Annotated in this window: 34 protein-coding genes; 1 reads left to right on the top strand and 33 read right to left on the bottom strand. The window is 58.8% G+C overall.

Annotated elements, in window-relative coordinates; genetic code table 11:
* From HEQ61_RS06450 to HEQ61_RS06325, 26 genes are all read right to left on the bottom strand, one after another.
* Entirely contained in the window at positions 1 to 1,158 is a 1,158-nt protein-coding gene (locus tag HEQ61_RS06450) for a DNA circularization protein (protein ID WP_168021278.1), read from the bottom strand.
* A 22-nt stretch (positions 1,159 to 1,180) separates the two neighbouring features.
* Positions 1,181 to 1,585, bottom strand: coding sequence for a thermonuclease family protein (locus HEQ61_RS06445; protein ID WP_168021277.1), 405 nt, complete (start codon positions 1,583 to 1,585; stop codon positions 1,181 to 1,183).
* Positions 1,586 to 1,671: 86 nt separating this feature from the next.
* Complete coding sequence (locus HEQ61_RS06440) at positions 1,672 to 3,420, bottom strand: tape measure protein (protein WP_168021276.1); 1,749 nt, start codon at positions 3,418 to 3,420, stop codon at positions 1,672 to 1,674.
* Positions 3,421 to 3,562: 142 nt separating this feature from the next.
* Complete coding sequence (locus HEQ61_RS06435; protein WP_209315730.1) at positions 3,563 to 3,859, bottom strand: phage tail assembly protein; 297 nt, start codon at positions 3,857 to 3,859, stop codon at positions 3,563 to 3,565.
* Complete coding sequence (locus tag HEQ61_RS06430; RefSeq protein ID WP_167805341.1) at positions 3,856 to 4,206, bottom strand: phage tail tube protein; 351 nt, start codon at positions 4,204 to 4,206, stop codon at positions 3,856 to 3,858. The genes HEQ61_RS06435 and HEQ61_RS06430 overlap by 4 nt, the downstream gene beginning before the upstream one ends.
* A 32-nt stretch (positions 4,207 to 4,238) precedes the next feature.
* The gene (locus HEQ61_RS06425; RefSeq protein ID WP_168021275.1) at positions 4,239 to 5,735 is read right to left on the bottom strand and encodes a phage tail sheath subtilisin-like domain-containing protein; all 1,497 of its coding nucleotides are present in this window, start codon (positions 5,733 to 5,735) and stop codon (positions 4,239 to 4,241) included.
* On the bottom strand, positions 5,732 to 6,343 hold the full coding sequence (locus HEQ61_RS06420; RefSeq protein WP_066133151.1) for a hypothetical protein: 612 nt from the start codon (positions 6,341 to 6,343) through the stop codon (positions 5,732 to 5,734). The genes HEQ61_RS06425 and HEQ61_RS06420 overlap by 4 nt, the downstream gene beginning before the upstream one ends.
* Positions 6,343 to 6,798 carry a hypothetical protein gene (locus HEQ61_RS06415; protein WP_168021274.1) on the bottom strand — a complete coding sequence of 152 codons (456 nt, stop codon included), beginning with the start codon at positions 6,796 to 6,798 and terminating at the stop codon, positions 6,343 to 6,345. The genes HEQ61_RS06420 and HEQ61_RS06415 overlap by 1 nt, the downstream gene beginning before the upstream one ends.
* On the bottom strand, positions 6,788 to 7,144 hold the full coding sequence (locus HEQ61_RS06410) for a phage head closure protein (RefSeq protein ID WP_168021273.1): 357 nt from the start codon (positions 7,142 to 7,144) through the stop codon (positions 6,788 to 6,790). The genes HEQ61_RS06415 and HEQ61_RS06410 overlap by 11 nt, the downstream gene beginning before the upstream one ends.
* On the bottom strand, positions 7,141 to 7,710 hold the full coding sequence (locus HEQ61_RS06405; protein ID WP_168021272.1) for a head-tail connector protein: 570 nt from the start codon (positions 7,708 to 7,710) through the stop codon (positions 7,141 to 7,143). Before HEQ61_RS06405 ends, HEQ61_RS06410 begins: the two co-directional genes overlap by 4 nt.
* Positions 7,700 to 7,903, bottom strand: coding sequence for a hypothetical protein (locus HEQ61_RS06400; RefSeq protein ID WP_167798502.1), 204 nt, complete (start codon positions 7,901 to 7,903; stop codon positions 7,700 to 7,702). Before HEQ61_RS06400 ends, HEQ61_RS06405 begins: the two co-directional genes overlap by 11 nt.
* Before the next feature lie 46 nt (positions 7,904 to 7,949).
* The gene (locus HEQ61_RS06395; protein WP_209315729.1) at positions 7,950 to 9,218 is read right to left on the bottom strand and encodes a phage major capsid protein; all 1,269 of its coding nucleotides are present in this window, start codon (positions 9,216 to 9,218) and stop codon (positions 7,950 to 7,952) included.
* Positions 9,215 to 9,895, bottom strand: coding sequence for an HK97 family phage prohead protease (locus HEQ61_RS06390; protein ID WP_168021271.1), 681 nt, complete (start codon positions 9,893 to 9,895; stop codon positions 9,215 to 9,217). The genes HEQ61_RS06395 and HEQ61_RS06390 overlap by 4 nt, the downstream gene beginning before the upstream one ends.
* Positions 9,882 to 11,114, bottom strand: a complete 1,233-nt coding sequence (locus HEQ61_RS06385; protein ID WP_209315728.1) for a phage portal protein — start codon at positions 11,112 to 11,114, stop codon at positions 9,882 to 9,884. Before HEQ61_RS06385 ends, HEQ61_RS06390 begins: the two co-directional genes overlap by 14 nt.
* Positions 11,115 to 11,117: 3 nt before the next feature.
* Positions 11,118 to 12,857: a terminase large subunit gene (locus HEQ61_RS06380; protein WP_209315727.1), complete on the bottom strand. Its 1,740-nt coding sequence runs from the start codon at positions 12,855 to 12,857 to the stop codon at positions 11,118 to 11,120.
* Positions 12,784 to 13,362, bottom strand: a complete 579-nt coding sequence (locus HEQ61_RS06375) for a phage terminase small subunit P27 family (protein ID WP_168021270.1) — start codon at positions 13,360 to 13,362, stop codon at positions 12,784 to 12,786. Before HEQ61_RS06375 ends, HEQ61_RS06380 begins: the two co-directional genes overlap by 74 nt.
* A 121-nt stretch (positions 13,363 to 13,483) precedes the next feature.
* Positions 13,484 to 14,215: a Bro-N domain-containing protein gene (locus HEQ61_RS06370; RefSeq protein WP_168021269.1), complete on the bottom strand. Its 732-nt coding sequence runs from the start codon at positions 14,213 to 14,215 to the stop codon at positions 13,484 to 13,486.
* 58 nt (positions 14,216 to 14,273) lie between these two features.
* Complete coding sequence (locus HEQ61_RS06365; RefSeq protein ID WP_168021268.1) at positions 14,274 to 14,639, bottom strand: Bro-N domain-containing protein; 366 nt, start codon at positions 14,637 to 14,639, stop codon at positions 14,274 to 14,276.
* Between the two features lie 15 nt (positions 14,640 to 14,654).
* Positions 14,655 to 15,083 (bottom strand): hypothetical protein, encoded by a 429-nt coding sequence (locus HEQ61_RS06360; RefSeq protein WP_168021267.1) that lies wholly within the window; start codon positions 15,081 to 15,083, stop codon positions 14,655 to 14,657.
* Positions 15,084 to 15,302: 219 nt separating this feature from the next.
* The gene (locus HEQ61_RS06355) at positions 15,303 to 15,746 is read right to left on the bottom strand and encodes an HNH endonuclease signature motif containing protein (RefSeq protein ID WP_066133192.1); all 444 of its coding nucleotides are present in this window, start codon (positions 15,744 to 15,746) and stop codon (positions 15,303 to 15,305) included.
* A 75-nt stretch (positions 15,747 to 15,821) separates the two neighbouring features.
* The gene (locus HEQ61_RS06350; protein WP_168021266.1) at positions 15,822 to 16,439 is read right to left on the bottom strand and encodes a hypothetical protein; all 618 of its coding nucleotides are present in this window, start codon (positions 16,437 to 16,439) and stop codon (positions 15,822 to 15,824) included.
* 260 nt (positions 16,440 to 16,699) lie between these two features.
* Entirely contained in the window at positions 16,700 to 18,220 is a 1,521-nt protein-coding gene (locus HEQ61_RS06345) for a phage/plasmid primase, P4 family (RefSeq protein WP_168021265.1), read from the bottom strand.
* A 3-nt stretch (positions 18,221 to 18,223) separates the two neighbouring features.
* Entirely contained in the window at positions 18,224 to 19,288 is a 1,065-nt protein-coding gene (locus HEQ61_RS06340; protein ID WP_168021264.1) for a CHC2 zinc finger domain-containing protein, read from the bottom strand.
* On the bottom strand, positions 19,288 to 19,485 hold the full coding sequence (locus tag HEQ61_RS06335; RefSeq protein WP_168021263.1) for a hypothetical protein: 198 nt from the start codon (positions 19,483 to 19,485) through the stop codon (positions 19,288 to 19,290). Before HEQ61_RS06335 ends, HEQ61_RS06340 begins: the two co-directional genes overlap by 1 nt.
* Entirely contained in the window at positions 19,482 to 19,925 is a 444-nt protein-coding gene (locus HEQ61_RS06330; RefSeq protein WP_168021262.1) for a hypothetical protein, read from the bottom strand. Before HEQ61_RS06330 ends, HEQ61_RS06335 begins: the two co-directional genes overlap by 4 nt.
* Positions 19,926 to 20,123: 198 nt before the next feature.
* Complete coding sequence (locus tag HEQ61_RS06325) at positions 20,124 to 20,339, bottom strand: hypothetical protein (RefSeq protein ID WP_066133209.1); 216 nt, start codon at positions 20,337 to 20,339, stop codon at positions 20,124 to 20,126.
* An 84-nt stretch (positions 20,340 to 20,423) separates the two neighbouring features.
* Here HEQ61_RS06325 and HEQ61_RS06320 point away from each other — a divergent pair, with 84 nt between their 5' ends.
* A complete protein-coding gene (locus tag HEQ61_RS06320) occupies positions 20,424 to 20,822 on the top strand; it encodes a helix-turn-helix domain-containing protein (RefSeq protein WP_168021261.1) in 399 nt (132 codons plus the stop codon).
* 26 nt (positions 20,823 to 20,848) lie between these two features.
* On the opposite strand, the gene HEQ61_RS06315 is transcribed toward HEQ61_RS06320, so the two are convergent.
* The 7 genes from HEQ61_RS06315 to HEQ61_RS06285 form a co-directional block, all read right to left on the bottom strand.
* Complete coding sequence (locus tag HEQ61_RS06315; RefSeq protein WP_168021260.1) at positions 20,849 to 21,202, bottom strand: DUF86 domain-containing protein; 354 nt, start codon at positions 21,200 to 21,202, stop codon at positions 20,849 to 20,851.
* Positions 21,199 to 21,489, bottom strand: a complete 291-nt coding sequence (locus HEQ61_RS06310; RefSeq protein WP_066133214.1) for a nucleotidyltransferase family protein — start codon at positions 21,487 to 21,489, stop codon at positions 21,199 to 21,201. Before HEQ61_RS06310 ends, HEQ61_RS06315 begins: the two co-directional genes overlap by 4 nt.
* A 31-nt stretch (positions 21,490 to 21,520) precedes the next feature.
* Positions 21,521 to 22,126, bottom strand: coding sequence for a hypothetical protein (locus HEQ61_RS06305; protein ID WP_209315726.1), 606 nt, complete (start codon positions 22,124 to 22,126; stop codon positions 21,521 to 21,523).
* Positions 22,123 to 22,632: a hypothetical protein gene (locus HEQ61_RS06300; protein WP_168021258.1), complete on the bottom strand. Its 510-nt coding sequence runs from the start codon at positions 22,630 to 22,632 to the stop codon at positions 22,123 to 22,125. The genes HEQ61_RS06305 and HEQ61_RS06300 overlap by 4 nt, the downstream gene beginning before the upstream one ends.
* 101 nt (positions 22,633 to 22,733) lie before the next feature.
* Positions 22,734 to 23,030 carry a hypothetical protein gene (locus tag HEQ61_RS06295; RefSeq protein ID WP_168021257.1) on the bottom strand — a complete coding sequence of 99 codons (297 nt, stop codon included), beginning with the start codon at positions 23,028 to 23,030 and terminating at the stop codon, positions 22,734 to 22,736.
* A gap of 2 nt (positions 23,031 to 23,032) precedes the next feature.
* Positions 23,033 to 23,716, bottom strand: a complete 684-nt coding sequence (locus HEQ61_RS06290) for a hypothetical protein (RefSeq protein ID WP_168021256.1) — start codon at positions 23,714 to 23,716, stop codon at positions 23,033 to 23,035.
* Positions 23,713 to 23,898 carry a hypothetical protein gene (locus tag HEQ61_RS06285; protein ID WP_066133222.1) on the bottom strand — a complete coding sequence of 62 codons (186 nt, stop codon included), beginning with the start codon at positions 23,896 to 23,898 and terminating at the stop codon, positions 23,713 to 23,715. The genes HEQ61_RS06290 and HEQ61_RS06285 overlap by 4 nt, the downstream gene beginning before the upstream one ends.
* Between the last annotated feature and the right edge of the window lie 119 nt (positions 23,899 to 24,017).

The raw sequence follows: 24,017 nt of genomic DNA, 5'->3' as shown, positions 1-24,017 counted from the left end.
CTATCCTGTAACCAGAAGAGAAGACCCGGGAACAAAGCCGGGATGGGCAATGTTGTTCCGGGTGATGATATCGGCCTCCTGCGCAATGTCCTCGTACCGGTCATAGGCCAGAACCAGTGCGGGCACGGGACCCGGCACCGTTATGCGCTCCAGTCTTGGCAGAGGTTTCACACGCTGACCAATATCCTGCGCTGTCGCCAGACGGGCCGCACCAAGCGCGGCGAAGACATTGCCATGCCCGGTGATGTCCTCTTCCGCGCGATAGGCCCTGACCAGGGTATCCCGGGCAGCAAGGGCATCATCGCGGACAGACCACTGTGACAGTGCGGCACTGCGGCTGGCTTGTGCCAATGCGGATCTCCGGATTAGGGAAGCAACAGCAGCACGGTTTTGCCCTTCCTGTTTCCGTAACCGGGTTGTCCCCGGCTCTGCCTGCGGGGCAGGACGAAAGGCTGCAACAGCGGTCAAAGGCTGTACTCTCTTTTTGTCGCTACCAAGCGAACGGAAAATGCCCTGTATGGCTGCCACCAGTTTGCGTGGATCGCCGGTCAGGATTCCAAGCTTTGACTGAAGCAATACGAGTGGCTCCGCATTGCGCATGAAGAGCGCGTCTTCCAGGGTGGAAAGGCCATGCATCAGATCCGCCACAGCCGTGTCACCAATAAAATCGGGAAAGCCGGATATTCCGAATTTCTTCAGAAAATCGAGCCCGGCAATCCGGTCCAGGGCCTCGGCACGCTTCAAGGCCTCGGCCACCGTATCGATGCGCGCGGCAGGAAAGGCGGCCTCACCGGCTTCGACAAAGCATAATCGAACCCTGCATAGCCCACCCTCTTCCCGTGAATGACTGAAAGAGCATGTTCCGTCCACGGCAACAGAAAGGCTCCCGTACTGCGGATGAACCAGCGTACCTGTTGCACCGGACTCAACAGCCTGCAAAAGCGCATCACGGCGCGCCATGTAATCGGGGCCAACAAGAAAGGCCGTAACTGAAATCTTGCGGCTGGCCCGCCCGAGGTCTTCTACAAAGGGCGTATCGCGCTGCGGGTATTCATGAACCTGTATCCGCCGCCCCGCTTCAAGGTCATCACCATCCACAAAAAACGGCACGCCCCTGAAGGATGCCGGTTGCAGTTTCTGTCTCCATCCGGCCACCATCAGCCTTCGCTCCGCTTGTGATTTAATTCTGTCCGTCACACCACCCCTGACGCTTTCCGCCCGCATAGGCCCGCCCGTGTCCGGCCCGGATCAGGGCCACGTGAACGGGTTTCCCATCGACAAGGACAAAGGCCGCCGTGCGCCCGTACTTGTCCCTGGATGGCTTCCGCAACGTAATCGCCCCTTTTGACAGAAGCCTTTCTGTTGCAGCTTTTGCCCGGTGGGCCGCCTGCTTCTCGGCGGCGCACCGGCCCTTGAGTTCAGGCGTATCGATACCTTTGAAACGCACTGTCTTCTCGCCATCGCTGGTCTGCATGACAGCGGTATCCCCGTCAATGACACGCTTCAGTGTGGCCGGAATATCCGCCGCAGACAGCGGGAAAGGGAACAGCAGAAACGACACAAGAAAAACAACATATAGGCGCATGACAGCAATCCTTCCTGAAAGGGTTGCTGTCTTTATAGGTTTATATTTCCGTTAATGCTCTTCTTGCGTGCTTTTTTGCTGCGCTGCTAGACAATGGCTCCCCGCCGGTATCCCACATCCGGGTTGATCAACAGTCCCGACCGGTCTGTTATGCCTTCGGAGACACGCATTCCCGGAGGCGCATTGTCAAAGCTGACCCGGATTTCTCCGTTGATCTGGTTGCGGCTTGCTGCTGCATCAAGCACGGATGTGCCTGCTGACGTGTCATGATGGCTTTGCTGCATGGCCCTGAATTCTGCCGACTCTGTCAGTGCCGCCTCGATTTCGGTTCTTCCCCCGATATCAAGCAAGGATCCCATTTTCTCGAACACCCACTGGAATGGCGCAAAAATGGAGTTCAGGAGACCGGCCAGCCCCCTACCAAGAGCCGCCACACCCTCAAACATCGCAGCAAGATCATTGCTGAACACGCCGGACAGGAAGTCCCGGAATCCCGCGACAACCATTTTCATGCTGTCCCATATTCCGAGGAACCAGGAGCAGACGGCATCCCAGTTGTCGTAGAGCAGCCATGCCGCAGAAACAACGGCAACAATACCGGCCAGAACAACACCGATCGGGTTGGCCCACATCGCAACGTTCAGGGCTCCCATAGCGGTGGCAATGCCGTTGATGGCCACAGCAAAGGCCGAAGCCATTTTTACAAACGCCAGCCTGGCGACAAAGGCGGCCACCCTTGCGATGGCAACAGACAAGACGGCTGTCAACCGGACAACAGCGCCCGCAAGTTGCAACACCGAGACGATAACGTGTGCATTCATAATCAGGGCCAGCCCGATCAATGCATTTCCCCAGCCCCCCACGGCATCGACACAGCGCTGTATGCTGGATCCGAAACGTTGCATGCCCTCCCACACACGTTGCCAGTTCACGGTCATAAGAGTGTTCTTCAGGCCACGAATCGATGATGTCAGGACGTCTGATATCTGTCGCGCCACAGCCTTCAGGGACCCGTCACTCTCCCATTGGCCGAACAAGCCCAGCAGAGCCTTCAGCTCTCCCTTTGCGGCCTCGAAGAAACCGGCATCGCCAATCATTTTCTGGAAGCTGGTGAAGCTGTCCATCAGGTTCGACCACAGGCCGTCCCATGTGCTGGAAAGATTGTCCATCGCCCCCTGGAATTTAGTGTTCCAGATCCCAAGAATGGCCCTCTGTATGCTCTCTGCATTTGCTTCGGCGACCGTTACCATGTCCTCGCCGTTCCGCCTCCAGCGATACACCATCTTATTGCCGGCTTTTTCGCCCTTGATTCCCAGCTTGTCCAGTCGCTCACTTTTTCCCCGTACAGCATCGATCACAGCCTCAACAGCCTGCTCCATGCTCTTTCCCATGGCTGCGGCAGCATCACCGGCACTACGGAGAGTGCCGTCCGCAGGGTTCAGTCCTGCCGCCCGCAGCTGGACAAAGGCTTCGTTGACCTCCGCCAGCTGGTAGGGTGTCTTCCGCGTAAAATCCTCGACCCACTTCATGCTGGCCCCGGCTTTTTCCGCCGACCCCTCCACCGTTTTCAGGACGCTCCGGAATCGTTCGAATTCGGCACTGGTCTTGATGATGGATGCGGTTCCAAAAGCCCCGGCCCCGAACCCGGCCACCCCTGCAAGACCGGACATGGGACCAAGGGCCATGCTCAGGTCTCTTCCCAGATTGCCGCTTGCACGGGATACGGCCTGCATGGTTTTTACCGGCAGCTGAAGTGCCCTGTTGATGGACTTCATGGGGCCGGTCACCCGGTCAACGGCAGAAATAACCGCCTTGAGACTGAAACCCTGGGACATGATCCCTATCCTTTTGTCACGTACTTTTTCTGTTCTTTGGCAATGCGCACGGTCTGGCATTCCCACAGGTCAAGGTGGGACAGGGGTATGGGCCTGATCACACCCCACCCCCATACCCATGCCAGATCGAACAAGCGCTCGATCAATCCGGAGTTATCGGTTCCGCCCCCGTGCCCCCGAAAAAATGCATGATGACCTGGAATGCAGCCATGAAATCAGCGGGAGCAAGGCTGCGAACAGATGAAGGCGGGATGTCGGCCAGACGGGCAATGTATTTGGCAATCGCCCCGGCCTGCGGCGTGGCTCCTCCATCACCGATGCTCAAAGGATAGCCGCAGACAATGATGTCATCCGCCACAGGTTCGCGAAGCGTCAGGACACGGACCTCCTCGCCATGCGCATGAACCGGTTTGGTCAGCGTAATACTTGATGCTGTCACAGCCATTCTCCCCGTGTGCCTTCAAACTTCATCTTGACGGTGCCCTTGCCACCCTCGACGGGTGCCCGATCCGCCAGGTAGGCTCCGGACAGGCTTGCCGTCAGGCCTGACTTCAATTCAACGGTGATGGTTCCGTTGTCCATGCGCAGGATTTTTTGCATGGGGAAACTGCGTGGTACGACAAATTCGCCCTCGATGGAGGGAATGCAGTCGCTCTCGGTATAGTACCCGGCAACAACGCCTTTCTTTTCTGTTGCCTGGATATCGATGGTGACATCGTCCGACGCCAGTTCCAGCTGCACGCCGTCAACCTTGAAATAGCATGTGCCGCCAATAGGCTTGGCCATGGATTGTTCCTTTCTGTGTGTCAGTAAGCGGTTCAGGCCGCATCCGGGTACTGCAGCCGGAACTGGGCCAGGACCGCAAAGATACGGAGCTGGTTGACCAGATCCGGTGGGTACAGCACGTTGACACGGTTTGGATTTGTACTGTCCCGTTCAACAATCAAGGCCGCCTTGAACGCCTCGGCATTCTCGACTTTTCCGTCTAATTCCAGCTCCCGGTACGCCGCGATCAGCTCGGCACGCAGGATACCCGGCGTAACCATGGCTTTTCCGGTCCCGAAGCGGGTTCCGTCATTGGCCAGGGCGTGGCGTGGGTATTTCTGCGTAATGCGCTGTCTCAGGTAACGCAGGACATAGGCCAGAAGAAACAGGGTCTCCGCGTCCAGATAGGATGGATCAGGCTGCCCCCAGGCATTCTTCTGGTACGTCGTGACAGAGCGCTCAATCCTGACGGCCCCGCCTGATACCATGCTGGTTGCAATGCCTGCGTACAACAGCGACTGTTTTTCTGTCAGCGTGAAACGCTTCCCGGCTTGTGGGGGAAGAATCCCGCATAATTCCCCTGTTTGTGTGGGACGCTCGGGTTCATTGTTCAGGAAAACGGAAGAACGGGCAGCCCAGGCCGCAGCATACTCCCACGCGGGCGAGGGGAGATCCGCCTCAAATCCCGCTATGGTGCAATGCTGGTCGTTGCGCGTTCTCCCGAAAGTGGCCAGCGCCTCGGTACTGCCCCGGCGTGCCGCCCAGACATGCCCGTAGATTTGTCGTGACCATGACCAGCGACCCGTCGTGTCTCCCATCTCTGCTGCAAGGGCATCCAGTGTTGCTGCATCACTGTACGGACAGACGACATGGTCATACTCCTCATCACCCATTGCCGCCGTGGCAACCGCTATATCCGGGTTGCCCGCACCACCTGCCATGGGCACAACGGTTACGGAAAGGCCCGGCACATCACTCTCTCCACCCAGAGCGCCCCTGTAGTTGGGAATCAGGGTAATGTCGTTGCCGGTTTCCCCTTTCCACCGGCATGTCAGCGTGATTTTCCCGCCGTCTGCCGCCGCTGTCACCGGAAGGTCGGAAGACCGGGTAATGACACCCGCAAGCATCCGCGCCACAGCAGCAGCTGTATCACCCACTGCGACTGCACCCTGCACACGCTGTCCGGCAATATAAAGTGTGATGATACCTGCGGCAGAAGCTGTTCCGGTGATCCTGACCGTACCTGTTGCCGCGACAGACGCCGCCGCATCGTCCAGCGCAATGCACCAGACCTCGCCAAAGGTATCCCCGGCCCGGTACACCGCGTGCATGCGGGCCAGCATGGATCCGGCCCCGAACAGAACCCTGGCCTGGTCCGTGCGGGATACCTGCTGCGGTACACCGGCCCGTGCGGTCCCGCCGGAAACCATCTGGCCGATCAGCAGGGTGCGGTTCTGGCGCTCGAAGTAACTGGCCTGGCTGTTGTCAACCTCGGCATAAAACAGCGGTACCCGTACATTGACGGGCAATGTATTGAAGCTCACACTCATTTTTGGTTCTCCCGTGCATCCTGCGCGGATGCATCAAAGTGCAGATGTAACCATCTCTCCGGATATCCATCCGGTTTCCCCCACGGTTCTGTTTCCGGATCATTCGCCGTGGCATCCAGGCCAATCCGGACCGTTTCCAGTAATGGCCGGTCCCGATGGGTCACAGCCAGCCACGTTTCATCTTCTGTAATCTGGTAGGCTGCGCTGAACGTGAACTGCCACCACAACCGGGCGCGATCGACCGACAGCAGCTCGCCGCCTTCATAAACAATTGGCCCGTAGCCGGGCGGCTCCCAGCCCAGCAGCGCACGAAACAAATCGTCCCGCACTGATTCAACGGCCACAGCCGCTCCCTGTCCGCGACGATCCGCCGCAGGAAGAACGACAACCACAGCAAAATGCGCCTGAACCGGTTGCCGATATCCCGTGCAGGTTACGGCTGTTGCAGGCTTTTCCTCTCGTGGCAGCACGTAGGCCGCTGGAACCGGAAGACTGGCATCCTCCGCGACTCTGGCGAATTCAGCAGCCCCGGCGATACGTGCGGAACCCGAAGCCCCCGAGAACGTGTGGCATCGCTCCCGCAATGCCAGGATAATGGCGTCCAGCATCAACGAGAGCCTCCCCGACGTGGCACAATCGCTTGCACAAGAACGACAGAGAGACGCTCCTGGACCATGTTCCGGTGCCGTTGCATGACATCCGCCATATAATTGTTACGCGGCAGAAGACGCCCGCCAGGCTTTCGCTCGGCCCCATAAAGAAGGAAGGCCGGATAGTAGGCTTTCTTTCGCATCAGCTCCTCGTTGCGGAACGGGGCCACAGCCACCAGGAAACCCTGACGCCCGACCTTGGAACGGATAGAGCGGAAAAGGGCCCCTGTTTGCCGTCCGGGGTTTGTCCCGGGGGACGATGGCTTTCGTGTCCGGACGAGTTTCCGCGCATCCCTGGCCACCATGGATCCAAGCTTGCGCAGCTCACGGCGGATTGGGTTCCGGTCAAAATCAAGACGCGAAAACCCCGATAACCTGGTATTGATTTCCATGGCGCTTTGTTCACGGGCCATGACCTGCCTCCTGTACAAAAGGTCCTTCTTCCTCGACGTCCAGCACCGAGAACCGTCGCCATCCATTCAGGTCGGTTATCCGGCGGATCCGGAAGCAACGTCCGCGATGACGGATGACATGCTCTGCCGTAATCCCTTCCCGCCAGCGCATGGTGATGCGGTGGGTTATGGTTTGCCCGATCTGCTGGCTTCCCAGATAAACCGCTCCCCCGACCGGCTCCACCCTGGCCCAGATCTCGGCCTCTGTCCGATACAGCGCCAGCAGGCCGGTTTCCTGGTCGGGACAATCTTGCCAGGACAGCAGGGCGATCCTCTGGTTCAGGCCTCCAATGTCCGGGGCTTTCACGGCACCGTCCGTATACGGCAGGGATCCAGAAGGTATCGGACGGTCGGCGGAAGAATATGTCTTGAACCGCTTTCGCTCGCAGTACCACGGTTCTCGAACCAGTTTGCCACCAGCAGCAACATGGCATGCCGCAAGGCAGGATCGACATCACGCCGGTCGCTGTAGCCCGCCGTAAAGTCAACCAGAACAGCATCCGGGCGTCCGGACGCTGTTTGTGGCCAGCAGTGGCCCGGCGCGGGCATGATCATCGATGGACAGCCTTGCCCGACCTGCCAGCATTCCGGGGGAAGAACCCTCTGCCTGCCTCCGGAATCGATACAGCTCAGGGCATCCACACTCTGCAGGGGTGGGCAGGGAAGCTCGATCCGTGGAGGGAAGCTGTCGAGCAGAAGACGCCACTTCCGGGCAGACAAGGCCCGTCCGCAGTATTGTTCGACCTGCCGTCGCGCCACGGACAGCAAGGATGCGATATAATCGTCCTCGGCGGTATGATCCACACGCAGATGTATCTTGGCATCCGACAGGGATACCGGCTCTGTTTCCGGTGCCTGTATCTCAATCAGCATGACGGCTCCCCCTGCGTGTGCGGGGCTTTGCCTCGACGGGATCTGCCCCTGTGTCCACAGGCAGTTCCTCCAGGGCCCCCAGCCGGACAAGATGAAAGGCATCGGCAGCAGACATGGAACGGGACTCTCCTTCGCGGTAGAAGCGGTCACCATCCATGGCCCGCAGAACCCGGTAGTGTTTTGTTGTGCTCATCGGTTCCCCAATGAAAAAGGCCGGGCTTTCAAACCCGGCCTTCTCCTCAGTCAATGCGTCCAAAATCACCGTATATGAAGGCTTCCGGCCTATAGACAGCCAGTGCCAGCCGTTCCTCGCACAGGATGGTGACGCGGTTATGAATGAAGTCATCACCGTGTTCCGTTGCGACCTCGACACGGACGTGCCAGCGATCAAAGACCTGTGCGCCCAGGCGGAACGCCCCGGTCAGGAATTTGTCAACGCCAATTGCCTGCGTTGTAACGACCGGTAACCCCCACAATGTTGGCGTTGCGCTTCCCTGCGGGTTCCCGATGAGATAACGCCCCTGCGAGTCCTTGATGGTTTCGATCCAGGCCCAATCCACCGGGTTGAGCACATGCGCCGTTGCTGGATATTCAGCCAGCGCGGCCTGCAGCATGGCCAGGCGCATTACATCAATGCTGGTTGCTTTTTCCATGGTGATCGGGGCGCTGTAGGCTTTTGCCTGCGGGATAATGCCCAGCAGGTTCTGACCGGTCCCGTCTCCGTTTAAAAGCTGGGCCTCTTCCTTGTACGCCAGTCCGTATCGCAGGCGACCGTCGATGTAGGACGCCAGCTGTGCCGCGTCATCCAGAATTTGGCGTGACGCTTTCATATAGTGCCCGATGACCTTTGCCGTGGTGTTCACAAGGTCAAATTTGATGGAAGACTGGGGCACCGCCTCAGTCTCGGCCACCATGCCTGCCTGGTTTGTGAAACCCGTTTCGCGGACATATTCGAGGGTATTGCCATCCATCTGTCCCGGCGTGATGAGATCCCTGATCGTCATACGCCGTTCCGGTGCAGCAATGATATCAGGCAGGCGGGTGTTGGTTACAAGCCTGCCCGCAGAGCCCGCTGCATCCGTTGTTGCAGACGTTATGGTGCTCTTGAAGACCATATCAACCTTGCCGCGCTTGCTCTGCGAATCAAGGAATTCACGGATCTTGCTGTCCGCGACAAAGGTCTGTCCAAGCGAGGTATTACAGGTATTTCCACCAGGTCCGGACAGGCGGACCATCTTCTGCTCCATGCCTGCCAGTTGCTCCTGCAGGGCATTCATCTTGATCAGGGCCTCGTCAGCCTTTTCCTGGACGGAGCCGGAAAGCTTCCCGTTCGCCTGAACTTCAGACAGGGCCTTCTCTGCGATAGAGCGGGCCTCGTCCAGGGATTTGCTGAATGACGCCTTGACCTCGGCAGCCAGGGCCTCAACACTTTTTCCTGCCGAGGGATGCCCTTCATTTGCCATGTCGCGGCATATGCGGTCAGAACGCTTCCACACGCATGCGCTCATAGTACTAAATCCTTTTCATTGTGCTGTTTCAGAAGAGCCTGAAGAAACGCTGCTTCTGTTTCTGTGCTGTCTCCGGGTTCCCCCCGAAGCAGCGGAGCCGCCTTGCTGGCAATTGCCGTGGCAAGACTTTTCGCAAATCCTGCCTCCCGCAGGTATGCCTCGAATTCCCGGGTTGTCGGTGTTTTCCCTGCCGCAAGAGCGGACTTGACCCCCGTGACACGTGCCTCTGTATTCATGGGCATCGTGACCAGCGAGATTTCGTGAAGATCCACCTCTTTCAGGCGCTGGAAAGATCCCCGTGATCCCTTTTCCGGCTGCCCTCCTCCCCAGGGAATGGTGTACCCGATCGACAGGCCACCAATTGCGCCAGCCTTGAGTAATCCGTACGCCCTTCGGGCCAGGGGATCATGCTCCAGCAGGAGCTGCCCCCTGACGTGCAATCCCTTGCTGTCCTCGGCAATGTCCGTCCAGATTCCGACCGGTTCCTTCTGGTCATGTTGCCACAGCAGGGGAATGACTTTTCCCTCTGCCTTTGCCCTTGCCAGGCTATCCCTGAAGGCTCCGGCCTCGACACAGTCACCCCCTTGGTCGACGTTGCCGAAGACGGATGCATAGCCTTCGAATGTGCCAGCCTCACCCATAGTCTTGGTCATGAAGCGACAGTCACGTACCCGCATGGCGGTTCTCCGATCTTTGTGTCCCCGGGATTGCCATCCCCAGAGGAACGTTCTGCATTTGTGTTCGTGGAACATCTCCGCCGTGAACCGGCGGCAGATTTTCGAGGGCACGGGCTTCATTGACCGTCAGCACACCGGATCCCAGAAGGGCCGTGTAAAACTCGGCCCGTGCCCGGCTGTCACCGCGCAACAGTCCCTCTATGTTGAACTCGACCGTAATGCCGGAAGACCTGTCAGCTGCTGTCAGCAGCTGCTTCATGATGGCCTGCTCAATCCGCTTCAGCCTTCGTCGCAGTGTGAACTTCTGGAACCCGAGTATCTGTTGCTCAAGTCCTGATCCCCACGAGGTGGATTTCTCTGTGTGCCCCACCATGAAGGGGGGGACGCCGAAGAACCGGCAGATTTCTTCGACCGAGAAGGAACGGGACTGGAGCATCTGCGCATCTTCCGGGTTGAGCGTGACCTGATCCCAGCGCACGCCGCCCTCCAGAATCATCGGTCGCCCCGCAGCCATCGCCCCGCTGAACTTTGATGCCAGTCTTGCTTCGGCTGTTGTGTACTGCTCGTCGGTCAGAAACCGGTCAAAGGTCAATGTTCCGGATGGCCGCAGCCCATTGGCAAACGTTGCGCCTGCCGCCCGGTCAATCGCCATGGCCAGACCAAAGACATGCCGGGCTGTGGACAAGGTCGAAACCCCGCCCAGTGGCCCGCCGCCAAAACCACGGATGTGAAACATCCCGGTTTCATCAACAGTAAACGCCTGTCCATTCTCCGACCATTGATAGGCCAATCCCCCGTGCGGCTGCCGGGTTACCGTGACCAGTGCCGGATTGACAGGGGTCAGGCTGACCAGCCGTCCGTTGATGCTGTCCTTCCGGGCAAAGGCATTTCCCCACAGTTCGATGGAGAAGCACATGTACTCCCAGAAATCCACCGCTGTCTGGTCCGCATTCGGGCTGTCGTGCAGGATCCGGTAGAGGGAATGCTCCCGGGCTGCCGTTCTCTGGCCCGCAGGCCCTGTGCGGTATACCGTCAGCGGCAGAGATGCAATGGTACCGGCAAGAAGGTTGGTACAAGCCCAGACGGCGGACAGCATCAGGGAGTTGCTCCCGTTTACGACCTCCCCGGCATGGCTTGCAGGCCCTGTTGACCAGCCTGTGGGCTTTTCCGGCGACAGGCTTCGGCCAAGGAAGCCAAATGCCTTTCTCAATAGTTTCACGGCTCACCTGCCTAGCCTTGCGAAGTAGTCATCAATGCTGCCGCCCCTCTCTTCCTTTGGAAGCGTGGCGCGTCCAAGGGCCATGATCAGGGCGACAATTCCGTCAATCTTTTCAGTGGACTTGTTCTTGGCGGGCTTCATGTTGCCCGCCGGATCTTCAAGAACCACAACGTTGCTGGCCATCCAGCGCAGAACCGGATTGCCCCCGTGCGCGAGCTGCCCGGAGATGACCAGTTTCTCCAGCTCGCGCGTGGGCGTTGCCATGCTGATGAACCCCTGTCCGAACGGCACCATGGTCAGGCCGTCATCCATAAGTTCGGTCACCAGCTGCGACGAGTTGTACCGGTCATAGGCCACCTCACGCAGGTCAAACATATCGGCTGCTGCCGTGATGCCATCACGAACGGCGCGGTAATCAACCACGTTTCCCGGTGTTGCCTGGATGTGGCCCTGATCATGCCAGATGTCATAAGGCACCCGGTCCGACCGGACCCGACGTTCGATGTTTTCGGCGGGAACCCAGAACCGGGTCAGAACCTTCCACCGTTCACCGTCTGTAACCGGGGGAAAGACAAGGACAAAAGCGGTAATGTCTGTTGTGGTCGACAGGTCAAGGCCGCCGTAACATTCCCGACCGGCCAGAACGTCGGGGTCAACGGTCTCACAGGATTCATCCCATGCATCAATGTCCAGCCATGATCCGGCCCCGTCACTCCAGATGTTCAGGTGCAACCGCTTGAAGGCGTTTTGTGCAGCCGGAAGGTGACGGGCCTTTTCCACCTTGCGCTGCAGGTCGTCGATGTTTACCGATACACCCAGCCCGGGATTGGCTTTTGCCCAGACCGACGGATTGGACCAGTCGTCATCCTCGTCAATGGTAAAGATCACGGCAAAGAAGCTGTCGTCCTCGACAATGCCTTCCAGAACCTTGCAGGCGTAATCACGCAGCTCCCGGCAGACGGACAGCTTGTTCCGGCCTGCTGTTGTAATGGCGTAGATCAACGGCTGATGCCGCGCCCCGGTGGCCGTCTCCAGCACGTCCCACAGGTCTCTCGACTTGTGGGCGTGCAGTTCGTCGATGATGGCGCAGTGAATATTCAGCCCGTCCAGTGAATCGCTGTCCGCCCCCAGAGGCTCAAACTTTGATCCAAGGGCCGGAACATTCATGTTGGCGGCGAACACCCGTGTCCGGGCGCGTAGTTCAGGGCTGGCCAGAACCATGCTCCGGGCCTCGCCCCAGACAATCTTGGCCTGGTCTTTCTTGGTTGCAGCGGAATAAACCTCGGCACCGTATTCGCCGTCCGCCGTGGTCATGTAAAGACCGATCCCGGCCAGACGGGTTGATTTCCCGTTTTTGCGCGGCTCCTCGTCGTAGACTGTGCGGAACCTCCGGCTTCCGTCCTTCCGCTTCCAGCCAAAGACAGACCCGACGATGAAGGCTTGCCATTGCTGCAGGACAAAAGGCTTCTTTGCGAATTCGCCCTTGGAATGCCTCAGGTACTTCTCAAAGAACGCGTATATCCGCTCTTCGGCCTCGTAGTCGAACCACAGACCCCGCTGGTGCCCGCACTCCAGATCGCGCAGGTGCCGGGCACAGGCCAGTTTGATCCACCTGCAGGCAGGGACTGTTCCAGCGGTGACGGCGCGGGCATATGATTCGGCATGGCCTTTAGTGGACCGGAGCGGTTCCATAGCCGAAGAAGGTATCGGCTTGGGAGGTTCCTTGTGATGCTGTTTGGTCATCGGACTTTACGCTTGGTGCAATGTCAAAGCCCGGCAGCATCAACTGCACGCCGTTGTTGGCATGCGCGGTCGCTACCCGGGCACGGGACAGGGGAGCCAGGCCAAATTCCTTGGTAATGCGCAGAATGGTCTTCTCGGCTTCGGCGGCAATTTTCACTTCCGGGCGTACACGGTCCATTTCCCCGTGTTTGCTTGCCGTGGTGTAGGTTGCACCTTTCTCTGCCACGACCTGCTGCGCCCGGACATAGGTTGCTGTTGCCTGGCACAGCATCGCCAGATTGATGCTGTCGATCGGGGACAGGATACGCATGCTGACAAGATCAGCAGCCAGCCGTGTCCACTCCGCCCGCGCAAATGCATCAACCAGCCAGCCAGGTGGGGAAGGGACATCCGGTCCCGGACAACGGCTGCTGTCAGTTGTGGATGTATCCGGATGAGGATTCTTCTTCCTGACACGGCTTCCACATAACTTTTTCTCTGCAGGCGTTTTGGCTCTGCGTCCCATAACAGGCCCTCGTGTGCCGAAAAAATAATTCCTGAAATTTCGTCCAGGCGTGATCATGGAGGGGCGCATGGTCTACAGGGGAGGACCGCCCGTAATCGACCGGCCCCCCTCCCTGTCTGTCCTACACGCCGCTGACAGCGATATCGTGATACCAGACGGTTCCCATCCGGACTTTATGCAGGCCACGGGTGACAACCTCGCGCCCGAAAGCGGTCATGGTCACAGCGCTGTGTCCGTTTTTGTCGCACCATGTCTTGTAAAGCCGGTAAAAGGCCGAAGCCTGTATACGACTGCCTACAGCCTCGACCACGGTTTCACGCAAAAAGGCCGCGACCGAAGTCTCGCCCGCTGACGCCTCCACCGCGCGGACAATGTCATCGACCTGTGGCAAGGGCACTTTGTTCCAGATGTACTGCGCCGCCGGGCGACCCCACGTGGACCGACACTCGCTGACCAGGGCAATCCATGTCCGCAGATCCGAACGGTCCATGTTTGCGACCGAAACATCCGGCCTCTCCGGCTCGGCATCAATATGATAAGAGCCGGTCATGCGGATCGAGGGAAGGACTTCGCTGGTTACCCACTTCTTGAACCGCTTTGCCGCAGGCTTGCGGCTTGTCAGGATCAGCGCATACAGGCCGGACTCGTTGATGATGTTCATTTCCTGCGGACCACCGGGGGTGTCGGCAATACCGACGCTCTTCTCATCGTCATCCAGGCGAGAAATGGCATCCCGCGAATTGCTGATTTCCAGCACCAAGCATACATCGGAAGCCACGAACCACGGCACGCCGTTCTCATCAATCAGGGTACGAACATTGCAGTCCTCAAAAACGAAAGGGATCATGGTCATGCCGTTGCTTTCCGGGGTTGCATTGTTGCTATGCTTTGGTTTTGTCCTTCTTCAGATTTTAGAGGGTGACAGGGGAAAACGTATTGATCTTGCTGGCGATCCAGTTCTCGAACCGCTCAGCGCCGGGGAGCCGTGAACGCATGATCAGACGACAAACGTCCTGCTCCGGGATTATCGTGACATTAGGATTTCCCGGACTACCGTCCCGATCCGAGACGGTACTCAGATTGATCAAGGTGGCCGCCTTGCAGTGCTTGGCAATGGCATCCCGCGAATTGCGATATCCCAGAACATCGCAAACATCCTTGGCCACGAACCATGGCTCGCCGTTTTCATCGACGATGGTACGGATACGGCAGTCTTCGAAGACAAAGATGTCCGTTACGGCCCCGTTGTTTTCCGGGGGCGCATTGCTGTGATGCATTGGTTTTGTCCTTATTCAGGAATGAAAGGGTGCCACGGGATGGTGGTCAGCCCGGACTCTGTCAAAGCCGTAATACGTCCCGCCAAGTGCGGCGCTGTGGACCGATGCCGCCTGCTCCAGAACACACAACATCGAGACCACCAGCCGACAGGCCCGGCGGATCAGGGCATCGGGGTCCGCGTCGCCCGCTTCATCTTCAAGGGCGGACAGGATCCCGAATGCGGCGAGGCCCTGTGCCAGTGCGCCGTCAAGGCTGGTTGCCCGGGCGTGGCTGATGCGGTGCTCCAGATGGTCGATCAGGGCTGTTTTGTCCGGATCCAGCGGGGCCTGATGCATGGCGACGCGGGTTACCGTGGCCAGCTGGCGGGCCAGCACAACGACCGGGTCGGACCGAACAGGGAAAAATGCAGGGAGAGAGGGCGCAAACGTAGCCTGTTCGCTCATCGCGAACCTCCTTTTGATCGAGTTGAAAACCCGACCACCGCGCTGCTAAACGTGGTGGCCGGACGCACAGGATTAGCAGTACCGCCAAAAGGTAAACGGCGAACCCGAAGGTTCTCCTGCACGCCCGACCATAGGAAAACCGCGCTGTTACGGGCGCGGTTCGGACGCCTTTTGTTATGCGGGCTGCTAAACCCGGCTGTGGAATTTGCCACAACGCGGTCAGGTTTGCCCACAGCGCCATGGCTTGTCAATGGCTTTTGCCGTCGCCGTGACCGGATTTCCCAGTCCGCCGTCCTGCCGGGCTGTTTTACGGTCGTGACAGACCTTGGCCATGGCCCGCCAGTTTCTGCGGCTCCAGAACAGGCCCTGGTCACCCCGGTGAGGGATGATGTGGTCCACCACCGTTGCCGCAGCCACCCGCATGGCACCGCCGCCGCATGCCTCGCATTCACACAGTGGGTGTTCTTTCAGGAAAGCCAGACGGGCCGCACGCCAGCGGCTGCCATAGCCCCGCTTTGCCGCCGATCCGCGCAACCGGTCGTAAATCCGGCTGCTTGCACGTTGTTCCGCGTCTGCGGCTGTCTGGTGTACGTCGCAGAAGCGGCCAGACGTCAAGCGTCTGCAGCCACGCTGACAGCATGGTTTCTTGGGTGCCCAGGGCATGATGATATCCGGAAAAAGCAAAGTGCCCGAGACGTATTATCCGTCCGGGCACAGTTCAAGCCTCATGAGTTACTGTCAATAACTTTTCGCAACCGGCTTGTCAACAGGGTTTGAAAAAACAACCCCTAAATTTTTCCACGGTGAATCGGGTGCCGCTGGTCCGGAAACCTGATAATCGACAAGCAATCCGCTCATGTCGAGCCATCCCGCCAGCTCGATCAGGGCTTGATGCCAGGCGGTGTACACAGCCCGTGCCCGGCCAATGCCGTCCATGGTCCAGTCATACCAGATCGAGCCGTCACCAAGCTCCACGCCAGCCCGCACGGCGTGCCCTGTCACATGGCGGTTATGGTCGTACAGCTTTCGTGGCCGCCCTTGCCGGTTCAGCTCTGCCGCCACAACAGGCCGCGCCCCGGGGAACCATTCGGGCCGGGTGCCGGAACGGGCGTGACCAATGACCAGACGCTGCATCTCCGCAGAAAGCCCCGAGACAGCCGTGTGAACGGTTTCAGCGTCAGCATGGCATCCCTGACCGCTCCCCGTGCCGGACAGACCTCCCAGCCCGGCGCATTCCAGCCGCAGCACGCTGTCACGCGGCCACCCCGGCCCCTGATTCTGCAGACCGGTACGATCCGCACGCTCGACGGCGTAACTCCAGACCAAAAGATCCTCGATATCGATCAAACAGCTCATATGCCCCTCTTCCCGGACAGTTCGTACAGTCCGGACAGTTGGTTTTTTCCAAACTGTACGGAAAAAAATCGTTCTATATAAATATGTTACTTCTTACCTTTTCTTGATACGGATAGTACGGATAGTTACCCCAATGAAACTCTTAATGCGCGCGCGTGTGAGGGTTATCATTGGGGTGACTGTCCGTACCCTCCAACCCTCCGGCAACCCTTGAAATGAAAGAACTTTTTTTCGTACAGTTTCCGGACAGTCCGGACGGTCTAGCGATCTTCATCGCGGGGGCTGCGCGCAATGCGCTTGCGCTCTGCCTCATCCAGGGCGTCAAGCGCGTCCTGACGGAGCTGGATGCCCCGGTATGTAATAATCCCACAGCGGTCTTTTTGCAAACCACGCTCGCCCAGCATTCTGCCAAACAGGGTGTTGGTCATCGGTTCGATGGCATTGCCCCGACACCACAGGGCATAGGCATCAAATAACCTTTTGCCCTGAACGCGCCCGGACTCATGCGTTTCGGTCCATGCATTGAGAAACAGGCCAAGGGGATCGCTGTCCTCGCGGTATTCACGGGTTGCGGCAACCACCGCCTCGGGTGGGCAGAGTCCGCTGCGCCTCCACATACGCAGGCCGTCCAGCAGCCAGTTGAGAATACCGGAACGTTCCTCCCACAGTTTTTCCTCCAGCCCGGGGTCCCTTTTTTCCTTCGCAATCGACACGGTAAAGGGCACAAGGTTGATCCGCCGCCATACCCCGTGATCCTGCCCCCGGATGACAGGCTTGTGATTGCCGGACAGGAACAGCTTGAAGCTTGGCGTGAACTCGAAGAAGCCCTGATTCAGGTGCCGCACGGTCAGCGGCTCCCCGCCGGTTATGGACTTGATGGTGGACTCACTGAACTTTACGCCCTTTTCAGGCTCCGATGCCCGCACCATTCGCGCACCGGGAAGCCGGGCCAGATCCGGCGAAGCCGATTCACCCCGCTTGCGCTCGTCAAGAACCAGCGAGGAAAACGGAACGCTCATGCAGTACGAGCCAAGGATGCGGGCCATGATATTGACCAGCGTGGACTTTCCATTGGCCCCGGTACCATAGAAAAACCAGAGCACCTGCTCGTCAATCAGGCCGGTCAGTGCGTAACCGAAGGAACGCTGCAAGAAGCTGCGGACCTCGTGGTCCGGAAGAATGTCTTCCATGAAACGCAGAAAGGACGGACTGGTTGCTTCCGGCTCATAATCAACCTCGATCACCTTGGTCATCAGATGGCTGCGTCGCGGGACCGATGTTCCGGAAAGAATGGGGTCATCAAGCTCCAGCGTACCATTGGCAACATTGAGCAGCATCGGACTGGCGTCCAGGTCTGACGGACGACGGACGCGATAATGCTGGCAGATGTTGATCATCGCATTGATGCGTTGCGCGTTCCCGGATGCAGAAGCCCACTTCAGGTGGACTTCCACCTCCTCATCCGGCACTCCTTTCGCACCGATGGCATCCTGAAGGGCCTGCACCTCGTCGTAGATATGCCTGACCGTCTCGTGCGCAAGCCGGTTTGCCATTGTGTGGCCCATCTCCAGCGACCAGCGGCGACCGTCCCACCAGGCCCAGCCGATATCCTGCACATACAGCAAATCGTCTCCGAACCGCGACAAAAGCCGTTCAGCATTGCCCGCATCATTGCGCGGCAGCCAGGCCAGACGATAATTCAGCGGGTCTGTTTGATCAAAAGCCGCAGGCCGCCACGCCACAGCGTGTGTGATGGCGGCTGCCACATCGTGCCGTGCCATAGTTTATGTGCCTTTTCGATAAAAGTCGTTCATGTCCATCCCCACGGGGGGAGACGCCCGCCGGACCTGCACCCCCGAACGATGCAGACGCGCAAGCCCGCGTGTAACCCGCTGCTCCATAGCGGCTGGATTTGTGCCGTCCGCATCTTCAAGCCATGTGAAGGTCTTCAGGCCGGGCCATGGAGACCACCCCCCGTGCCCATCCGTCCGTCCGCTGAAGTTCCCCAGAGAAGCCAGGGCAATCGCGGGCAGGGAAGGAACCGCACACCAACCGGCAAGGCTGGTTTCGATGCCTTCTCCCCCCTGCATGTGCGGCATCCGCTTCGATGACAGGGGAATGATGGAGCCACTGGCCCTGCCCAGCATCTTTTTGCCCCGGACAGGTAGCCCATCCACCTCTTTCAGGCGTGAAGACCCATCCGGGCACAGCCATGTGCGATGCACGCCAACAATCCGTGCCTTTCCGTTCCTGTCAGGAACAACCAAGGGCGCAATCATGACCGGGCCAGCCCAGACCACCCTGAACCGGCCATCCGCACCACACTCCACGCATTCGTCACATGGGCGAAACCGGAGTGCGTCCGGCAGGCCGCCGATACGGTCCAGATCCAGCCCCCGTCCTTCCCGCAGATACCGCTCCACCACCGTTCCACGGGCATTGTCCGATCCAGCCCACAGGATCCGCGCCTGTTCTGCCGTGGCCGCATCCTTTGCCGCGCGATCCTCCTGATTCCGGCGCGTCAGGACCGGACGCAGGGGACGGGACGGACGCTGGCCTGAAACCGCCACTCCGGCCAGATCGGCCAGTTCGGTGACGGCTTCAACGAAAGTGCGGCCACGTGCCATGAGATAGCCAAAAACATCGCCGTTCCAGCCACACCCGAAGCAGTGCGCAAAGCCCTTGTCCTCGCAAACGGTAAAGCTCGGCGTTCTCTCGGCATGAAAGGGGCACAGGCCCTGGAACTCACGTCCGCACCGGATGAGACGGATGTCCCGCCCAACAATTTCGGAAAGCGGGATCCGCTCCCGGATCGCGCGCAGAACAGACGGATCAAAACGGGAACCCATCAGGGGTGGGCTGTACCGGGGTAGGCAATCGCCGGAAGCCCGGACGCCTCCAGAACGTCATTGGCCGTGCACACCAGTTGTCGCGGCGTGACAAGACGCCCGTCAAGGCGATACATCCCGTCAGGCACCGGCACCACACGATCACCCAGTATGCGTCTGGCCCGGTACAGGGGGTTTTCCACCAGCAACCGGTTCATGTGCGGCCCCTCTCCAGGGATGCTGCCAGTTCTTCCGCCGCTGCCGCCGCTTCACGCAGCTCGCGGATTACGCCCGGGCGCTCCTGATGGTCGATGTGCCCGTCGGCCATCGCGTGGCCAAGTGCAGCGATGCCTTCACCAAGCTCGGCCATCACGTGATTGGCGTTTGCCGTCTGCTCCAGGCGATGGACACCACCCAGACCGGCCTGCGCCAGCACGTGTTCCGCAAAAGCAACCGGCAAGACCCGAAAGTAAGAAAACAGTGCCGCAACACTGGGCACCGTTTCCCCGAGATGGTGAGCCTTGATCGTTCGCGTGTCGATCCCTGTCCACCGGGACAGCTCTTCCCTGGACATGCGACCCGGGCGGACAAACATGTTCAGCGCCGTGGGAATGCTCTGCTTTAACGCATCAGTGTTGATCGTCCAGTTTTCTGACATGGATTTGCACTCGCCTTGCAGGTGATGCTTCCCCCTGCGATGAAAAAGGGGGGATGATGGATATCGAGACATTGCTGAAACATGCGCCGCCCCTGGGAACACCGGACCGTGCTGAATGGAACAGGAGCCTGGGGGCGGATATCGACACAATGCTCAGGGCTGTGCGCATTCAGGTGCGCCTGGCCCGGAAAATGGCCCTCAGCGTGCGAGGGCGACCGCAAGGACCTCATCAAGATCGAAGCCAAGCGCCTGATGGATCCTGACCGCCATCCGTGGTGAGACACGCCCGATCTTGAGGGCGCGGGATATACTGCCTTGACCCATGGCAATCTTGCGGCTGAGCGCACTTTGCGACCCAGCCACACCAACAGCCTGTTCCATGAAATGTATGGCCCGGAGCTGTGCTTCTGTCATGCTTTCCTCCATCTATAAATAGATGAACAAGCTATCGATAATTATGTGGACCGTCAAGGACATGAAATGGGGTAGAAGAGAGTCATGACCGAATACGATCTTGATAGCATCGGCGGACGCCTGAAGAAGTTGCTGGCCGACCGGAACATGTCGATCAGCGAGCTTGCGCGCCGTGTCCGGGCCTCGCAGTCGTCCATATCCTTCCTGATTGCGGGCAAAACCCGTACCACGTCAAAGCTGGCCGAGATTGCACGGGTCCTGGACGCGGATATCGCATGGCTGGCCACAGGTCAGCCCAATCAGGACAGGGCAACATCAGGTCTTGATCGTGAACTGATGCGCTATGTGATTGCGCAATCCCTGTCAGGACTGCTGCAGGGAAATCTGACCCCGGCCCAGATAGCCGATGTCCTGATCGGTCTTCACGACAGCTGGCGCGGGAACGGGGCAGAAGCGGTAACGGCGTCGAAGACGGAGAGCTGACAGCCTGCTGAATGTAAAGAGCAAGTTCAGATTGTTGAGCGGCGCAATAGACGGAGCTGCTCGATCAGCTCTGGCAAGCACTCTTGTACGGTGTCCCATACAACGCAAAGATTAATCTCGAAGTATCCATGGGCAATTCGGTTCCGCATGCCGCGCATACTGCGCCAGGGGACTTCGGGATGCTCGGCGACAAAAGCGCCATACCCACTTATAATCTTGGCTGAGGCTTCCCCAACGATAACCATGCTCATTATGACAGCCTGCTGCGTCCTTTTATCAGCCAGGAAGTCATCTTTATCCAGACCATCCACAAAGGTGCACGCATCCTCCGCAGCTTGCTGCATATGCTCCAGATAGTCTTCCAGGCGATTCTCGCTCATAGGGCCTTGGCCTCGGACAGAACCTTGGCCCGGAATTTTTCCGGCAGATCCTCGGGCGTCAGCACCTCAACACGAATGCCCAGGAGAAGCTCAAGCTCCTCCTGGAGGCCACCGAGTTCAAACAACGTCGTGCCGGGCGGTGCGTCAACCAAAAGGTCAAGGTCACTGCCTTCCTGGTCGGTGCCATGCAGGACCGAGCCAAAAATACGGGGGTTTTTCAGGCGCGACCGATCGATGGCAGCACGCACGACCCGCCTTTTCCTCTCAAGCAGGACAGATGTCCGCATAGATCTCCCTCCTGTGCCACACGACCAAGCATTACCAACGAACAGCCCCATTGCAAGCCCCCTTGCTCTCGTCCTCTGACGAGGACCCCCATTGCGCAGCCATGGCTTCGGCGATTCCGGGATAAGTCCGGCTGCGGAGCTTCCAGCGGTCAGGTGTGGGTGGCATGTTGTGGATACGCGCGTGCCGCCCTTCAACAACGTGGGTGGGATGCAACAGCGGCAGGCCTTTCAGCCACAGACACGTAGCCTTCGTCTCCCCATGACCAAATTGCCACGGATGAATGATCTGATCGGGTTTACGCCAGATGCTGGACAGAACCGAGATCGGATTCTCTATGGCTATGCGCGGAATTTCGCTCCGGGCCAGAAGCCGAACGAAGGACACAGCGGCTTGTTGCCGCCCGTCCTGACGCTTCTCACTGAAATGCCGTGCTCCGGATACAGCCAGGTCCGTACACGGCGGATGAAATATCGCCAGATCCCACGGATAGTCCAGCACATCACGCACGTCTCCTTTGTAGTGCGGTCCGGGCGTTTCCGTCTCCAGCAGATCACAAGACATAGCCTCATGACCCGCCGCCCGGAATGCATCCCGCACGGTTCCGGAAAATTCACACCCGATGAGCACGCGCATCATTCGGCTTCCACAATCTGCTTGTTTTCATCAAGCGTGTCCCGGGTCATGGCTTCTTGAACCATACCCTGAACCAGACTTCTGAACAGAAGCAGCAGGTACACCAGATTAAGCCCACACAGCCCGAACAAACCGGCCTCCATCATGCGGGCGAGGTTCAGAACCATTACGCCTGATACCGTGGCGGGCGCCATGTGACGGCATCCTTCGAAGGTCAGCAGAAGAAGGACTGACACAATCGCTACGCCGCCCATTATGTGCAAGTAGTCTCGCAAGACATGCGTATCGCGCCTGCACTCCTCATCGTTGATGTTATTGTGCAGCCGCACCAGCAGGTGCGAAGAGCGGTACATGATGGCGCTGAAAACCGCGTAAAGACCGAGTGTGCTCATGAAGAAAACCATCATGAGCTGCGCCACCGCAGTGGTCACAGACATGCCGAGGGTCAAAGTGGCCCAGCCCGCTGCAAGCATTATGAATGCCGACAGAATCCGGTGTGGTGTACGCATTGGTTAAGTCCTTTCTGTCAGGCTGGTGATTATTTGCCTTCGATGTGCAAGCCTGTTTGAACAAGCGGCCCCGCTTTGACCAAGATGAACGGCCATGCCACTTAACGCGCGGTCCATGTTGGCGCTTTTGGTTTCGTGGGTGTCAGGCCCGCGTCAGGAAGAGCGAATTGCCGGAGGGCGGCATCGATTTCAGCATCCTTTCTGGCAGCATCCCGTTCGGCAAGAAGCCGCGCAGCCAGATGGCGAACGTGGTCCTGATTCAGCAGCCCCGGGTAATCACAGACAATGCGGGCCAGTACACGCAAGGCAGCGGTAATCCGCTCTTCGGTCAGGGGGCCCGGACGGGTGTGCGCCCTGGCCCCCTGCATGGGAATCCTGATGTCCTTTGTCAGCGGCATCGTCAGCTTGCCATTGCCTGGTGCCGTACAGCCCGGCTGTGCAGACTCTCCAGACACTCCAGGAACAGGTCCGGAGCACGGTGTTCGGGTTCAGGCTGGATGCGGAACTCCGCCGCGCCCGGAAATTCCATATCGCTGTTCCGGACCAGAAGCAGATCCCGATACTCTGTCGCAAGCATGATCTCATCGACAAGTTTCAAAACAGCGACCCAGCCTGCAGGCAAAGGAAAAGGCAGCCCGAATGCCTGGTGGATGGTGAGGGTAATCGCCGTGTCAAGCGTTCCAAGCGGAGAGATTCTGGCGATTTTCTCCAGTGCCATGGTGACCAGCGGTGAAAGTGTGCCGATGTAGGCATCCGGCGCATCGTCCAGGAGCGTGGCCAACAACAGCTGTCTGGACATGGCGTCATCATGGCGGGCACGGCGTATAACGGCTTCGGTTGTTTCGCTGCGTTCTGGTCCGGCAATCCGCAGCAGCCGGGACAGGGAACGATCATTGCGGATTGCCCGTCGAAGAACATCCACGCCAAGCCATGCGTGCTGGGCAACGCAATAGAACGTCGAGGTGTGGCCACCAAGGCGGGGCAGACGGGACAGGGCAATGGCAATGTCACGCTGGTTGATGTCGCGCGGGTCGGGATGAAGCAGTGAAAATCGATGGCCCGCGTATGTCTGGATAATGGTCACGGATGAACCTCCTCAACGCTGTGAACAAGCCTGCGGATCAGGGCGTTCGGATCTGATGACTGTTTGAAAAGCTCTGTAAACAGCCTGATTTCTGTCTTTCTTCCGTGGCGGGCGCTCCAGGCAAGTGACCAGGCACGGTGCGCCCGGACAGAAAGAGGGAGTATGGCGAGGCGATCATCCATGGCGTGTCCCCTTGATAATCAATCGATATATAGATGATTAAGCGATAGAATACGGGCGTGTCTATATTTTTATCGATGGATCGGTGGTGTTATTTTTGCTCGCCCCCGGATGCCTGCCT

The organism is Haematospirillum sp. H4485 (assembly GCF_012102745.1).
Taxonomy (GTDB): Bacteria; Pseudomonadota; Alphaproteobacteria; order Rhodospirillales; family Rhodospirillaceae; genus Haematospirillum.
This window is presented reverse-complemented; position numbering and strand designations above follow the sequence as displayed.